Origin of the sequence: Moritella sp. PE36 (assembly GCF_000170855.1) — a bacterium.
Taxonomy (GTDB): domain Bacteria; phylum Pseudomonadota; class Gammaproteobacteria; order Enterobacterales; family Moritellaceae; genus Moritella.
In genome coordinates this window covers 1-15,411 of record NZ_ABCQ01000005.1, presented here as the reverse complement: position 1 = coordinate 15,411, position 15,411 = coordinate 1, and the positions used below count along the sequence as shown (strand labels likewise).

Below are 15,411 nucleotides of genomic sequence, written 5' to 3'. Positions count from 1 at the left end.
ACATGATATTTAAACAGATAACCATAGCAATCGCACTTAGCGCCGCAATCAGCTCAGCGGCATTTGCCCACAGCGATGGTGACGGTCACTGTAAAGATACCCAACTCGGCAGTATCATGAAAGAGATGAGTGATGATTTAAAAACCTATGTCGGTGCATTTAAGCGTGGAGACCAAGCCGCAATGCAAACTCAGCTGACAAAATTATTGGCGAACAGCACGAAGGCGAAAGATGAAGTACCGTTAAAACTGCAGCAAGACATGCCAACCATGAAAGGCATGGATCACAGCAATATGGCTAATATGCAAAACATGAAAGACATGGACCACAGCAACATGGCGAACATGCAAAACATGAAAGGCATGGATCACAGCAACATGGCGAACATGCAAAACATGAAAGGCATGGACCACAGCAACATGGCGAACATGCAAAACATGAAAGACATGGACCACAGCAATATGGCGAATATGGAAGGCATGGATCATAGTACCCATATGCAACATATGGATTACCAGCAAGGTATAGACAAATTAACGCACCTTTTTAACCAGTTGCAAGACGCAACAACAAAAGGTGAAGTTAAAACGGCACTTGGCAACATTAAGCAGCACATCAAGAAAAGTCATAAAGCATTCCGCCTTAATTGCGACTAATTAATCGTCATTAATTTATTAAGCTGCAGCAGAACGCGCTGCAGCCTAATAACCCACGCTATAAGCATGATCTCAACCTCGCCATTACTTATCTATCACGCAACTTCCCACTAAATAATTTACTACTTTTGGCCCAATTACGTATGTTATTGAGTCGTTAAATAAGCGGTATTTTTTACAAATAACCCCATCTTAGATCAACCATTAACAGATTAAATCTGTTAATATTTAGCCAATCTAGTTAAATTTGGAAATAACATGGCAACTGAAACGCTAAGAATTGCAACCCGTAAGAGCCCACTGGCAATGTGGCAAGCTGAATATGTAAAAGCACGTCTAGAAGCGATCCATCAAAATCTTACCGTTGAATTAATTCCAATGGTAACTAAGGGTGACATCATTTTAGATACGCCGTTAGCAAAAGTGGGTGGTAAAGGTCTTTTTGTGAAAGAGCTTGAAGTGGCAATACTTGAAAACCGTGCTGATATCGCCGTGCATTCAATGAAAGATGTGCCAGTTGAATTTCCAGAAGGTTTAGACTTAGAAGTCATTTGTGAACGTGAAGACCCTCGTGATGCATTTGTTTCAAATACCTATCGTCAGATTGAAGAACTACCACCGGGTGCAATAGTTGGTACTTGTAGCTTACGCCGTCAATGCCAGTTAAGCGAAGCCCGTCCAGATCTAAAAATTATGGACTTACGTGGTAACGTGAATACGCGTTTGAATAAGCTTGATAACAAAGACTATGATGCCATCATTTTAGCGGCTGCGGGTCTAAAACGTCTGGATATGGAATACCGTATTGCTAGCTATATTGAGCCAGAGCAAAGTCTGCCAGCGGTTGGCCAAGGTGCTGTAGGCATTGAATGTCGCATTGATGATGAACGTGTAAAAGCACTACTTGCACCATTAAACCACGCATTAACCAGTGATCGCGTATTGGCAGAACGGGCGATGAACTTAGCGCTTGAAGGTGGTTGCCAGGTACCAATCGGTAGTTACGCGATAATCGACGGTGATGAGTTGTGGTTACGTGGACTGGTTGGCAAGCCAGATGGCACTGAAGTAATTCGCGCCGAGATCCGTGGTGACCGTAAAAATGCCCGTCAACTGGGTTTAGAACTTGCAGATAAATTACTGGCACAAGGTGCAAAAGAAATTTTAGCCGCTGTTTACGACTCATCTGACACATGAAGATCAGGGCGTTAATCACTCGCCCACGTGTTAAAGGCGAACAACTTGCTCGCCAAATTGAGGCTGCCGATGGGGCAGCCTTATGCTGTCCATTTATCGATATTTCTGCAGGACAACAGTTTACTAAAGTCAGCTCATTACTGGCAGAATTACAGCCCGATGACTATATTATTGCCATAAGCGATAATGCTGTAAATTATGCTAACACCAGTCTAATAAACGCAAATAGAACTTGGCCACAGCAAATTAACTATATTGCAGTGGGCCCAACGACAGCACTTAGCTGGCAGAAGTACGGTATCAATCACGCCCAAATACCCGATACACATGATAGCGAAGGGGTGCTAAAACTACTCGCCAACGCATCAGTAGAACACAAAAAAATTGTCATTCTACGCGGTAATGGTGGCCGAGAAACGCTGGCCGAAGATCTTACCAAACGCACCGCAAACGTGACATATTGTGAAGTTTATCAACGAACTGCTCCAGATTATGATCCAGATATGCTGATTAATAAGTGGCAACAATTCGCTATCAATAGTGTTATTATCACTAGCGGTGAAATTCTAGGTAATCTGATAAAAACGATACCCTACACAGCGTTACCTTGGATACTGAACTTACACTTTATTGTTCCTAGTCAACGAATAGCAGCACTTGCTCATACGTTAGGAATAGAACACGTCACCATTGCTACTGGTGCATCAAATAATTCATTATTTAATGCTATTAAGCAATTGGATATGCAGATAGGAATAAGCTAAATGACAGACAAGAAGAATAGCAGTCAAAGTGCCAATACTAAAACAACAAATAATGGCTCGACTGACACGACCGCAACGGAAGGTAAACCAGCAAGTAAAGCCGGTGTAGTCACAGGTGCCGTCGCGATATTATTAACGCTAGGGCTTGGTGCTGGTCTTTATTATCATAGTCATCAACAAAACCTGCAGCAACAACAAGTATTGGCAAAACTACAAGCGCAGCTACAAGATCAAAAAGATACCCAGCAATCGTTACGCCTACAGCTAAGCGCAGACAAACAAATTGTTGCTAACCAATTAACCAAAACCACGCAACAACTGACTAAGATCCAAAGCAGCGAAAAATTAACGGCTGCCCAATTGGAAACCGTACAGCTTGCAATAGCTAACCTGAAAATGCGTAACCCTAATGAATGGATGCTTGCAGAAGCCGAGTATTTAATTCGAATCGCTGGCCGTAAGATAGCCTTAGAGCAAGATATTGATACCAGCCTCGCATTATTATCATCAGCAAGTCGTCGTCTAACGCAATTAAATGATCCGAGCCTATTACCACTGCGTAAAGTAATTGAGCAAGACATTACCACCCTGAGTAAATTACCCCACATTGATCATGATGGTTTAGCGTTAAAACTCGCGATCCAAGCAGAAGAAGTTGATAACTTGGCATTAGCCGGGTTTACCCGTCCAGAAATCGTGGCGTCTGAGACGCAATTGTCGAGTGATAGTGCTGATTGGAAAGCCAACTTAACTAAATCATGGAAATCGTTCAGCGATAATTTTATTACTATTCGCCGTCAAGATAACTCTGTCGATGCGCTACTATCACCACAAACAGCTTGGTATTTAACTGAAAATTTAAAAACCCAATTATTACAAGCTGAGTTAGCCGTACATCGTCAAGACCAAGCTAAATTTAACCAGGCGCTAAAAACAGCCAAAGCCTGGATCAAACGTTATTACGACGTCAACCAGCCAGCAACAACAAGTATGTTAGCGAGTTTGGATAGTCTCAGTAACGAGATCATAACGACAACATACCCAACTAAATTAAACAGTGCCGCATTGATTCAAACGACAATTAGAGATCGTAAAATCAACGCATTAACAAATAACACTGGCGCAGAATAAGCGGAGGCAGAGAACATGGTTAGATTTATAGTATTAATCGCGCTGCTGCTTGCAGGTGCAATAGTTGCCCCTTACTTAATCGGCAACAAAGGTTATGTGATGATTGCGGCCGGAGACTATATCATTGATGCAACGGTGAGCAGTGCCGTAATCATGGTCGTTGGCTTCTATTTTGCGTTATTAGCAATCGAAGCATTAATCAATAAACTGACTCACAGTCTAGGTTGGTTTAATCGCTATCATCAAGCTCGTGCTAAAATACAAACAGAAAAAGGCATCTTAGCATTAGTCAGTGGCGATTTTAAAAAAGCAGAAACGTTAACTTTAAAAGCAGCCAAAAAAGCACGAGTACCGGTATTAAACTACCTTACTGCGGCGCAATCAGCACAAGAATTGGGTAATGAAAGAAAACGTGATGAGTATTTATTATTAGCGCTCGAGAACGCCGATAAAAATACCCTTGCAGTCGAGCTCACCCAAGCCAAGTTGCAAATTCAGCAGCAACAATTTGAACAAGCATTTGTATCTCTGTCCACTTTACATGGCAAATATCCAAAGCATAAAGTGGTACTCGCGTTATTCAAAGACGTGTGTATTGAAAGAAAAGAATGGGGCCAATTACTCGCGCTTATTCCACCCTTGCAAAAACAAAAATTATTAACCTCAAATGAAGCAGATGAGCTAAGTAAACATAGTCATTTCCAACATTTAGGTGAAGTAGCTAAACAGCAAGGTAGTACAGGCTTGCTTGATACTTGGAGCGCATTGCCTAAGACACTGAAACATGACGGCCGCTATTTAGCTGAAACAGCAAGCCTATTGATGGGTCGCAATGATCACCAATCTGCTTACCTGCTGATGATGGATGCGTTAAGTAATGAGTTATACCCAGAGCTGATCCGTTTAACGCCAAAATTAAACCTAACTGACTACCACGCCTTAATCGAACGCCTTAAGCGCCTACAAAAAACACGTGAAGGTTCTGGCCTATTAGCAGTATGTATTGGTCAGTTAATGGTGAAAGAAGGTCGCTGGAATGAAGCAGTTGACGAATTAAGCCAAGGCATAAGCCAATCACCGTCTACCTCTGCTTATTGCGCGCTCGCACACGCCTACGAGAAATTAGGTCTAGTTAATGATGCCAACACAACATATAAGCAAAGTTTAAACTATCATCAGCACGTTTAGTTAACCATTACTAAATTGCAGATAATAAAAAAGCCGTAACATTTGTTACGGCTTTTTTTATACGAGCAAATTAACTATCGATTAAATGAATTCAAATGCATCGCCATATAAATGGTCTTTCACACCTAATGGCGCAAAGTCAGTACGCGCTGCACCCGCCATTTCAAAACGACCGGCGATATAGATATCACACGCAGCTAAATCTGCAACATCATCCATCACCACTTTATGCACTTGGCCAACTTTACCAGACCATTGTTCTGGCGCTGTTTCGACAACAGGAATAAACGTCACCTGTGGGTGCGCGGCAGCTAATTCTTGTGCCAACGAGAATGCATATAAATGCGATGCTTCACGTGCACCCCAATATAATGAGATTGGACGAGAGCTAACTTCTACAGCTCGTTCTAAAATAGATTTTGTGTAAGAAAAACCAGTGCCGCCAGCAATTAATACTAAAGGACGCTCAGACTCTTCTCTTAGGCCAGCATTACCCCCTGGCAGTTCAATTTCGATAGTGCCTGATTTTAGTCTTTCAACGACTTGCATTGCATACGAATTTTGTTCTGATGCACCAATATGCAATTCTAAAATATCATTATTACTTGGATTTGACGCAATAGAAAATGGGCGCTTGTCGTCTTCGGCCATGACCACCATTAGATATTGTCCAGCCTGGAACTCAACTTTTTGTTCTGGCTTTAACTTCACGTTAAATACAGTCTCTGTATACGACTCTAATAATGTCACTTCACACTTAATTCTTAACATACATTCCCTTTCAATCTCAATCTCTGACAAGCACGAATTTTTATGAACTAGCTCATTTATATCACAAAATCCCTAATTCGTCCCATAAATCATCGACGCGCTGCTTAACCTTCTCATCCATCACAATCGGTGTTCCCCATTCGCGATCTGTCTCACCCGGCCATTTATTGGTTGCATCCATGCCCATTTTTGAGCCCAGACCCGATACCGGTGATGCAAAATCAAGGTAATCAATTGGCGTATTCTCAATCAGCGTGGTATCACGCGCAGGATCCATGCGGGTGGTGATCGCCCAGATCACATCCTTCCAATCGCGCGCATTAATATCATCATCACAGACGATCACAAATTTGGTATACATGAACTGACGTAAGAATGACCATACCCCCAGCATCACGCGTTTCGCATGGCCTGGATATTGTTTCTTAATTGTCACTATCGCCATGCGATAAGAGCAACCTTCTGGCGGTAAATAAAAATCAACAATTTCAGGATATTGCTTTTGTAAAATAGGCACAAAGACTTCGTTTAACGCCACACCCAGTACCGCAGGTTCATCCGCAGGACGGCCTGTATACGTCGAATGATAAATGGCATCTTTACGCATCGTGATGTGCGTCACCGTAAAGACAGGAAAAGAGTCAGTCTCGTTATAATAACCAGTATGATCACCATAAGGGCCCTCTTCTGCCATTTCGCCCGGCGCGATGTAGCCTTCCAAAATAATTTCAGCACCCGCTGGCACGTCTAAATCATTGGAAATAGACTTAACGACTTCAGTACGACTACCCCGTAATAAACCTGCAAAAGCATATTCAGATAACGAGTCTGGTACCGGCGTTACCGCCCCTAAAATTGTTGCGGGATCAGCACCTAGCGCCACAGACACAGGGTAGTTTTCACCTGGGTTTAGTTCTTGGAATTCTTTAAAATCCAGCGCACCACCACGATGTGATAACCAACGCATAATTAATTTGTTTTTACTCAGCACTTGCTGACGATAAATACCTAAATTCTGACGTTTTTTATAAGGACCTTGGGTGATCGTTAAACCCCAGGTAATTAATGGGGCCACGTCTCCTGGCCAGCAATGCTGAATAGGGATCTGACTTAAATCAACGTCATCGCCTGTTAACACGATTTCCTGGCAAGGTGCTTTACGCAGTCTTTTGGTGGGCATATTCAGTACCTGTTTAAATATCGGTACTTTTTCCATTAACTCTTTAAAACCTTTCGGTGGCTCAGGTTCTTTTAAATAAGCTAACCACTCACCCACTTCACGCAGTTCACTGACGCTTTCACGACCCATACCCATCGCCACGCGATCGGGTGTACCAAACAGGTTACCCAATACCGGCATAGTATGACCTTTCGGATTTTCAAATAATAATGCCGGACCGCCTGCTTTTAATGTGCGATCGCAAATTTCCGTCATTTCTAAATACGGGTCAATTTCTTGATGAATACGTTTTAATTCGCCTTTGCTTTCAAGTAAGGCAATAAAGTCTCTCAGATCTTTATATTTCATAAACAATTCCACGCTATTTTTTGAAAAAAAAACGCCACACACTTGTTATAAAAACAAAATGTATGGCGTTTATTTTAAATATTAATCACAGACAGTTAACTTAAACGATTATTATTTTTGCTTCTTCATTGCTTCGAAGAATTGATCATTCGTTTTCGTCATGGCCAGCTTATCAATCAGGAATTCCATCGCATCGATCTCACCCATTGGATGAATAATCTTACGTAGGATCCACATTTTTTGTAGCTCATTTTTATCTGCTAATAGTTCTTCACGACGGGTACCTGAACGCGTGAAATCAATCGCAGGATAAATACGACGTTCTGCAATTTTACGATTAAGGTGTAACTCTTGGTTACCTGTACCTTTAAATTCTTCGTAAATGACCTCGTCCATTTTCGAACCAGTATCAATCAATGCTGTTGCGATAATAGTTAAAGAACCACCTTCTTCAACTTTACGTGCAGCACCAAAGAAACGTTTTGGACGGTGTAAAGCATTGGCATCAACACCACCAGATAAGATCTTACCGGATGATGGCGTTATCGTATTGTAAGCACGTGCCAGACGGGTGATAGAATCCAGTAAGATGATCACGTCTTTTTTGTGTTCTACAAGACGCTTGGCTTTTTCAATCATCATTTCTGCTACTTGTACATGACGGCTCGCGGGCTCATCAAAAGTAGAAGCAATAACTTCACCACGCACCAGACGGCGCATCTCTGTTACTTCTTCCGGACGTTCATCGATAAGTAGAACCATCAATATCGCATCGGGGTGATTTAACGCAATTGAAGAGGCAATGTTTTGTAATAACATGGTTTTACCGGCTTTCGGCGGTGCCACAATTAAACCACGTTGACCTTTACCGATCGGCGCACTTAAATCTAGAATACGTGCGGTTATATCTTCGGTACTGCCATTACCACGTTCTAAACGAAGACGTTCAATCGGGTGGATTGGCGTTAGGTTTTCAAAGAGGATTTTATTACGAGAGTTTTCTGGACGGTCATAGTTAACTTGGTCAATCTTTAACAGCGCAAAATAGCGTTCGCCATCTTTTGGCGGTCTAATTTTACCGCCAACGGTATCACCCGTTCGCAAGTTAAAGCGACGTATCTGACTTGGTGATACATAAATATCATCAGGTCCGGCGAGATATGAGCTGTCTGCTGAACGCAAGAACCCAAAGCCATCCTGCAAGATCTCTAAAACACCATCACCAAAAATGTCCTCGCCGCTTTTCGCGTGAGCTTTTAGGATCGAGAAGATGATATCTTGTTTTCTTAAGCGAGCCAGATTTTCTAGACCCATAGATTCGCCCAGTTTTACAAGTTCAGAAACTGGTGTGTTTTTTAATTCGGTTAAATTCATAATGATGAGTTCGAGCTTATGCAACCTTTGCGTAACGGGAGTCAACCAAGGATAAAGTAATTGAATCAATGATCGAGTGTGTGAAACATTAACTAAGTAATGAATCGATATTTTTGAGTTATTGAATCAATGATTGGATCATTGATTATGATGTCTGATTCGACACATAGAACAATAAACGAACAGTGAAATTAGCATTAATAATTTTATTCGTCCACTGAATAGTAGCATACTGACGAGATTAAAAAACAAAATCTCGTCAGTATTTTACATGTTACAGGTTTTCGTCTAGAAAACTTTGTAATTGCGCTTTTGATAATGCGCCAACTTTAGTTGCTGCTACAGCACCATTTTTAAATAACAATAAAGTCGGGATACCGCGAATACCAAACTTAGGTGGCGTACCTGAATTTTGATCGATATTTAGTTTACCGATAATTACTTTACCTGCGTACTCTTCCGCAACTTCACTTAAGATTGGTGCGATCATTTTGCAAGGTCCACACCATTCAGCCCAGAAATCAACTAGTACAGGTAATTCTGAATTTATAACATCCGTATCAAAAGCAGCATCCGTTAGCTGAATAATTTTGTCGCTCATTTTTTACTCCAATAAAATAATTTCGTTACTATATAGTTACTATATATATGTGGGACTCATTGCCCTATTTCAATAGATTTAAGTTCTTAATGCAAGCTTAACCTGATATGCTAATTAAATGAGCAAAAAACATCTTACAGAACATAAGTTCTCCCAGTTTGGCCTTAATGCCGACGTACTGTCTGGGTTAGAAGCGTCAGGCTTCGAATATTGTACACCAATTCAAGCGCTTAGCTTGCCATTTGCCATCAAAGGTAAAGATGTCGCCGGTCAAGCACAGACAGGGACAGGCAAAACGATTGCATTTTTAGCCGCTATTTTCCATCATTTATTGAAAAAACCAGTCGCTGAAGATCGTCCAAAAAATAAGCCTCGCGCCATTATCTTAGCGCCAACTCGCGAACTTGCAATTCAAATTCATAAAGATGCATTACCAATCGCCAAAGCGACAGGCCTTAAAATGGGGCTGGTTTATGGTGGTGAAAGCTACGATATTCAACGTGATAACCTTGCAAAAGGTGTTGATATTATTATTGGTACCGTTGGCCGAATTATTGATTTTGAAAAACAAAAAGCAATGGATTTGTCTGGTGTTGAAGCATTAGTACTTGATGAAGCCGATCGCATGTTAGACCAAGGTTTCATTAAAGATATACGCTATTTAATGCGTAAAATGCCGGAGCCAAAACAGCGCCTAAACTTACTGTTTTCAGCTACCTTTACTTGGGATATTCGCGAACTGGCTTATCAGCACATGAATGAACCAGAAGAAGTGACGGTTCCAGCAGAAAAAGTGACTGGCAGCAGCATTACTCAAGAGCTATTCCACCCGTCAAATGATGACAAAATGGCTCTGTTACAAACGTTAATCGAAGAAGAATGGCCAGAACGCGCTATTGTATTCGCTAACACTAAACACAAATGTGAAGAAATTTGGGGACACCTCGCGGCAGATAAACATCGCGTTGGCTTGTTAACTGGCGATATCCCGCAGAAGAAACGTAACAGCATTCTCGAGCAGTTTACCCAAGGTAAATTAGACATCTTAGTCGCAACAGATGTGGCAGCACGTGGTCTACATATTCCTGCAGTAAGTCATGTATTTAACTATGATTTACCAGATAATTGTGGTGATTACGTACACCGTATTGGCCGTACCGGTCGTGCTGGTGCAGAAGGTCATTCAATTAGCTTCGCTTGTGAAAAATACATTTATAATTTACCCGCGATTGAAGAATTCATTGAAGGTACGATCCCGGTTTGCCATTACGATAAATCAGCATTGCTCACTGACTTACCACGACCAATTCACACGAAACGTGCGCGTCCAGGTAATTCAAGATCAATGAGTGATCGCAATAACAGAACGCGTCGTACTGGCCAACGTCAGCATAATACGCATAACAAAACCCATTAATTAAATAGTTTGTTTATAGATAAAGTGATTAGTGTGAGTAAAAAACGTTCGTCAAATTTATATGCTGTCATTGACCTTGGTTCAAACAGCTTTCATATGCTGGTTGTTCGTGAAATTAACAATAGTCTACAAACTGTAGCTAAAGTTAAACGCAAAGTGAGACTTGCTGCCGGCCTTGATGCCAACAATCATCTTGACCAAGCCGCGTTACAACGTGGTTGGGATTGCTTAAGTTTGTTTGCAGAACAATTACAGGATATTCCGACTGCGAATATTCGTATTGTTGGCACGGCGACATTACGCTTAGCGAATAACGTAGCGGAGTTTCTGACAACAGCAGAACAAATATTGGCTCATCCGGTAAATATTATTTCCGGGGAACAAGAAGCTGCACTTATCTACAAAGGCGTTGCCTATACCAGCAGTGGTCAAGGTAATCGTTTAGTTGTGGATATTGGCGGCGCTAGCACTGAACTCATTATTGGTGAACAAGCCCAAGCTAAATTACTTTATAGCTTTAAAATGGGTTGTGTCACTTGGTTAAAGCACTATTTTACAGATGGTAAGCTCAATCAACATAACTTTACGCTGGCTATTGATGCGGCAAAAGCGGTGTTGAACCCTCTGCTAGAAAAGTATTTAACCTTGGGCTGGGATACTTGTATCGGCGCTTCCGGTACGATCCAAGCCCTGCAAGAAATTATGGTTGCACAAGGTGAAAACGAACACATAACACTGGCTAAACTACACCGTATTCAGCAGCAAGCTATTGCTTGTGCTCATATTGATAACCTGAATATTAAAGGCTTAGCAACCGATAGAAAGCCAGTATTTACCAGTGGTTTAGCTATTCTTACCGCGTTATTTGAAAGCCTCGAAATTAACAATATGTTTTTAGCCGGGGGCGCGTTAAGAGAAGGCGTGATTTACGAAATGACCGGACTCCGTGCCAGTCACAATGTTCGCCAACAAACGGTCTATGGATTGATGGTAAAACATCAGTTAGATCAAGAACAAGCTGAGCGTGTTAAACACACCGCGCTAAAAGCCTTCGATCAGTTAAAATCTACCCTTGCAGCAGACGATACTCAAGCCGGTCCTTTACTGGCTTACGTCAGCGGCTTACACGAAATCGGTTTATCAATTGATTATAAAAAAGCGCCACAACATGCCGCTTATATTATCGATAACACTGTGATGCTTGGTTTTACCAAAGCGCAGAAACAACTGCTGTCGGCGTTATTGATTAATCAGCGTGATGAATTAAATTTATCTTTGTTAGCGCAACAATCAGCAATCAGCTACGCAAGTGCGTTACTGCTTTGTCGTATTTTAAGAGTATCATGCACATTAGCCTTGCGACGCACTGATGGTACGATCCCAAATTTCTCACTCACTCTCGCAGAAGAAAATACCTTAATCATCACTTTACCCGCACAGTGGTTAGCCCAGCATCCATTACGTGCAGCGGCATTAAAAATTGAGCAGCAATTACAAGCGCAACATCAGTTATCATTACAGATTGTTGAACTCTCAAAGTAAAGCTTTGATAAACGCGTTAACCAACGCGCTTATCTTCTAACATCACAGTAAACTTCTCGGTCAAAAAATCAATTAAGCGCCGCACCCGTAAAGGGAGTAACACCCGATCCGGATAAGTCATATACAAGCCCCTTTCCGGTAATTGATAATCCGTTAGTAATTGAACTAACCTGCCTTTGCCAATATGCTGACGAATAAAAAATTCCGGCACACAACAGATCCCGAGCCCCTGTAAACAAGCTGCTAATATATTATGCACATCATTATTAATATAACGAAAACTAGGACTGACCACAGTGCTATCGTCGCCGTTAATAAAGACCCATTGATGGTCAGAATTACTGCCTAATAAATGATGTTCGCTAAGCATGGTCGGATTATCAAGCGCCCGAGCCAGGATTAAATATTCCGGACTGGCCACAACACAAAAGGTGCGCGAAAATAACCTTTTTTGCACCCAATCAGCTTGTTTAGAAGGGTATACTGTCAGTGCTAAATCAACGCCCTCCAAGATTGCCTGATTATCATCTAAGGCTGTGTTCAGCTCGCATTTAACCCCGGGATAGGTTTGCATAAATTCAATTAACCAAAGATTTAAATAACTATTAATTACCGAATTTGGCGCTGACAAACGGATCATGCCAGTCAAACTAACATTATCATTCTCAAGTTGTAATAACGCTTCGTCAATCGCATTGATACTGGCATGTAAGCCCTGATAATAACGCTGACCTTCTTGTGTTAACTCCATAACATGAGCCGAACGATTCAGTAACTTAACCCCTAAACGCTGCTCTAACTGCTTCAAATGCCGTGACAACGTCGGTGCTGGCACCAACAATAATTGCGCTGCGGCTTGGATCGAGCCCTGCTCGACAATCTTACAAAACCAAGCCAGAGAGTTTAAATCTATTGATTTCATTTATGAATGCTACTAATTCAAAAAAGCCAGTTTACTAATATAAATGAAATAATATAATTAACCTTATGCTAACGCTCAGTTTTGTTAATTCAGGAAGTTATTTTTATGCCACAACTATCATTAAAACTTAAAGGACTGGTCATGGGATCATGCATGGCAATCACCATGAGCACGTCTATGTCTGCGGTTATAATATTGCAACAACAAGGGTTAACAGAAGGGTTTCTAGCACTTTGGTTACAGAGCACCATTACAGCACTGCCGTTTTCTTTTATTATTGGCCTCGCTTTCTCAACATTTTATAATAAAATTCTCGATCGCTTTATTTTTAAATCCAAATAATAAAAAACCGAGCAATTGCCCGGTTCTCGTTTAACTATTTATATGTATGCAATTAAGCATTCTGTGCTTTTAACCAGATTGCCACACGTTTGGCAAAATACGTCAGAATGCCGTCAGCACCCGCACGTTTGAAGCAGAGTAATGATTCTAGAACACACTCTTGCTCTTTCAACCAACCATTTTGAATTGCCGCCATGTGCATCGCATATTCACCACTGACTTGATAAGCAAATGTCGGTACACCAAACTCATCTTTAACCCGACGAACAATGTCTAAATAAGGCATGCCCGGTTTAACCATGACCATATCAGCGCCCTCTTCAATATCCATCGCGACTTCCTGCAGGGCTTCATCAGAGTTAGCCGGGTCCATTTGGTAAGTAACCTTACTGCCACCTTTCAAATTACTCGCGGAACCCACCGCATCACGGAAAGGACCATAGTAATTAGATGCATATTTTGCAGAATAAGCCATGATTTGGGTATTTACATGTCCAGCTTCTTCAAGCGCAGCACGAATAGCGCCAATACGACCATCCATCATATCTGACGGGGCAACAACATCAGCGCCAGCTTCAGCATGAGAAAGCGCCTGTTTCACCAATATATCCGTGGTAATATCGTTAAGGATATAACCGCTATCATCAATAATACCGTCTTGACCATGCGTCGTGAACGGGTCTAGCGCCACATCAGTCATCACACCTAACTCAGGGAATGACGCTTTTAACGCTCGAACCGCTTTTTGTGCCAAGCCATTGGCATTATAGGCTTCTTCAGCCTGTAAACTTTTTTGTTCTAACGGCGTTACCGGGAAAATGGCAATCATTGGTATGCCTAACACGACCAATTCTGCGGCCTCTTCTAACAGTAAATCAATCGATAAACGCTCAACACCCGGCATTGACTCAATAGCTTCGCGACGGCCATTACCTTCCAATACAAACATCGGGTAGATGAGATCATTCACCGTTAATTGATGCTCTGCAACTAAGCGGCGAGAAAAATCATTTTTACGATTACGACGAGGGCGACGGTTCGGAAAGCCGCCTAGAATAGTTTTACTCACGATATCTCCTTGCGAGGATAGGAATGCGAATTGGGCAACCAAGTTCAAGGATTTGAACTTGGTTATATGCTCATCTTACCGCGAGAGTAAGTGAATATCAGCACCTGGTACTGAAATAGCATCAACAATTACACTAATTGACGAATTAATCGCAGCCTTTTGATCTGCCGCAGGTAATGCATACACATAACTCGCAGTGGATAATAAGATACTCTCACATGTGGTGAGTAGGTACTGGATAGGTAGGTCCTTAATAGTGCCATTTTTAATACCGGCATTAAGCAACTGGGTAAAAAAGCCTAATACCTCTTGCCATATCGCCAGTTGGATCTTTTTATCAAAATAAAGTGAATGGCTACATAGTAGAATAAACGCCATTTTTTGAGGCTGACAGACTAACCAAGTGACCCCGTTAACCCAAATATCGGTTAATGGGAACACCGAATCTGGATCATTTTTCTGTAACAGCGCCTGCGCAAATTCTTTTTTCACCTCAAGGTACAAGGCTTCAATTAACGCTTCTTTGGTCGCAAAGTGATGAAACAAGGTACCCGTGGCAACTTTAGCTTCACGTGCAATCGCAGCTGTCGTGGTGCCGTGAAAACCATTGATCGTGAATAACGCTAATGCGGCATCCAAGATCAGTGTTCTTTTTGATTTAGTCATATTATCTCAAGAAAAATTTCAAAATTATTTTTTGTATCAAACTCCCATAAGGCGCGTGAACAAAGCGCGTAGAATGGAATTTGCCTTGTTTCAATATGGTTTTTGATTTTGAAAAAGTACGGAAACCTTCAACACCATGATAATGCCCCATACCTGCAGGTCCAACACCACCAAATGGAGCATCTTCCGCTGCTACATGCATAATTGTATCATTGATAGCAACACCACCGGAAATAGTCTCTC

Annotated in this window: 15 protein-coding genes and 1 pseudogene; 8 read left to right on the top strand and 8 right to left on the bottom strand. The window is 41.6% G+C overall.

The window, feature by feature from the left end; all coding sequences use genetic code 11:
- Nucleotides 1-2 precede the first annotated feature (2 nt).
- The 5 genes from PE36_RS04890 to PE36_RS04870 all read left to right on the top strand — a co-directional run bounded on the left by PE36_RS04890 (nucleotide 3) and on the right by PE36_RS04870 (nucleotide 4,936).
- Nucleotides 3-656, top strand: coding sequence for a hypothetical protein (locus PE36_RS04890; RefSeq protein ID WP_006030852.1), 654 nt, complete (start codon nucleotides 3-5; stop codon nucleotides 654-656).
- Between the two features lie 258 nt (nucleotides 657-914).
- Nucleotides 915-1,853, top strand: a complete 939-nt coding sequence (hemC, locus tag PE36_RS04885; protein ID WP_006030851.1) for a hydroxymethylbilane synthase — start codon at nucleotides 915-917, stop codon at nucleotides 1,851-1,853.
- Nucleotides 1,850-2,617, top strand: coding sequence for a uroporphyrinogen-III synthase (locus PE36_RS04880; protein WP_006030850.1), 768 nt, complete (start codon nucleotides 1,850-1,852; stop codon nucleotides 2,615-2,617). Before hemC ends, PE36_RS04880 begins: the two co-directional genes overlap by 4 nt.
- The gene (locus PE36_RS04875; protein WP_006030849.1) at nucleotides 2,618-3,748 is read left to right on the top strand and encodes a uroporphyrinogen-III C-methyltransferase; all 1,131 of its coding nucleotides are present in this window, start codon (nucleotides 2,618-2,620) and stop codon (nucleotides 3,746-3,748) included. It abuts the gene before it with no gap.
- A 15-nt stretch (nucleotides 3,749-3,763) separates the two neighbouring features.
- Nucleotides 3,764-4,936, top strand: coding sequence for a heme biosynthesis HemY N-terminal domain-containing protein (locus PE36_RS04870; RefSeq protein WP_006030848.1), 1,173 nt, complete (start codon nucleotides 3,764-3,766; stop codon nucleotides 4,934-4,936).
- Between the two features lie 81 nt (nucleotides 4,937-5,017).
- Here the strand turns inward: PE36_RS04870 and fre are convergent, their stop codons facing one another.
- The 4 genes from fre to trxA all read right to left on the bottom strand — a co-directional run bounded on the left by fre (nucleotide 5,018) and on the right by trxA (nucleotide 9,210).
- Nucleotides 5,018-5,707, bottom strand: coding sequence for an NAD(P)H-flavin reductase (gene fre, locus PE36_RS04865; protein ID WP_006030847.1), 690 nt, complete (start codon nucleotides 5,705-5,707; stop codon nucleotides 5,018-5,020).
- 61 nt (nucleotides 5,708-5,768) lie between these two features.
- Entirely contained in the window at nucleotides 5,769-7,235 is a 1,467-nt protein-coding gene (gene ubiD / locus PE36_RS04860) for a 4-hydroxy-3-polyprenylbenzoate decarboxylase (RefSeq protein ID WP_006030846.1), read from the bottom strand.
- Nucleotides 7,236-7,346: 111 nt separating this feature from the next.
- Nucleotides 7,347-8,609, bottom strand: a complete 1,263-nt coding sequence (gene rho / locus PE36_RS04855) for a transcription termination factor Rho (RefSeq protein WP_006030845.1) — start codon at nucleotides 8,607-8,609, stop codon at nucleotides 7,347-7,349.
- Between the two features lie 274 nt (nucleotides 8,610-8,883).
- On the bottom strand, nucleotides 8,884-9,210 hold the full coding sequence (trxA, locus tag PE36_RS04850) for a thioredoxin TrxA (RefSeq protein ID WP_006030844.1): 327 nt from the start codon (nucleotides 9,208-9,210) through the stop codon (nucleotides 8,884-8,886).
- Between the two features lie 118 nt (nucleotides 9,211-9,328).
- On the opposite strand from trxA, the gene rhlB reads away from it, so the two are divergent.
- Together rhlB and gppA are read left to right on the top strand one after the other, a co-directional pair.
- Complete coding sequence (rhlB, locus tag PE36_RS04845; RefSeq protein ID WP_006030843.1) at nucleotides 9,329-10,627, top strand: ATP-dependent RNA helicase RhlB; 1,299 nt, start codon at nucleotides 9,329-9,331, stop codon at nucleotides 10,625-10,627.
- 33 nt (nucleotides 10,628-10,660) lie between these two features.
- Nucleotides 10,661-12,169, top strand: coding sequence for a guanosine-5'-triphosphate,3'-diphosphate diphosphatase (gene gppA, locus PE36_RS04840; protein ID WP_043993969.1), 1,509 nt, complete (start codon nucleotides 10,661-10,663; stop codon nucleotides 12,167-12,169).
- 16 nt (nucleotides 12,170-12,185) lie between these two features.
- Here the strand turns inward: gppA and PE36_RS04835 are convergent, their stop codons facing one another.
- Nucleotides 12,186-13,091: a LysR family transcriptional regulator gene (locus PE36_RS04835; protein ID WP_006030841.1), complete on the bottom strand. Its 906-nt coding sequence runs from the start codon at nucleotides 13,089-13,091 to the stop codon at nucleotides 12,186-12,188.
- Nucleotides 13,092-13,196: 105 nt separating this feature from the next.
- On the opposite strand from PE36_RS04835, the gene PE36_RS04830 reads away from it, so the two are divergent.
- On the top strand, nucleotides 13,197-13,433 hold the full coding sequence (locus tag PE36_RS04830; protein WP_006030840.1) for a DUF2798 domain-containing protein: 237 nt from the start codon (nucleotides 13,197-13,199) through the stop codon (nucleotides 13,431-13,433).
- A 52-nt stretch (nucleotides 13,434-13,485) separates the two neighbouring features.
- On the opposite strand, the gene hemB is transcribed toward PE36_RS04830, so the two are convergent.
- The 3 genes and pseudogenes from hemB to PE36_RS04815 form a co-directional block, all read right to left on the bottom strand.
- Nucleotides 13,486-14,502, bottom strand: a complete 1,017-nt coding sequence (gene hemB / locus PE36_RS04825; protein ID WP_006030839.1) for a porphobilinogen synthase — start codon at nucleotides 14,500-14,502, stop codon at nucleotides 13,486-13,488.
- Nucleotides 14,503-14,577: 75 nt separating this feature from the next.
- Nucleotides 14,578-15,168, bottom strand: a complete 591-nt coding sequence (locus PE36_RS04820; RefSeq protein ID WP_006030838.1) for a TetR/AcrR family transcriptional regulator — start codon at nucleotides 15,166-15,168, stop codon at nucleotides 14,578-14,580.
- 1 nt (nucleotide 15,169) lies between these two features.
- Nucleotides 15,170-15,411, bottom strand: a pseudogene (locus PE36_RS04815) (coniferyl-aldehyde dehydrogenase); the annotation flags it as partial.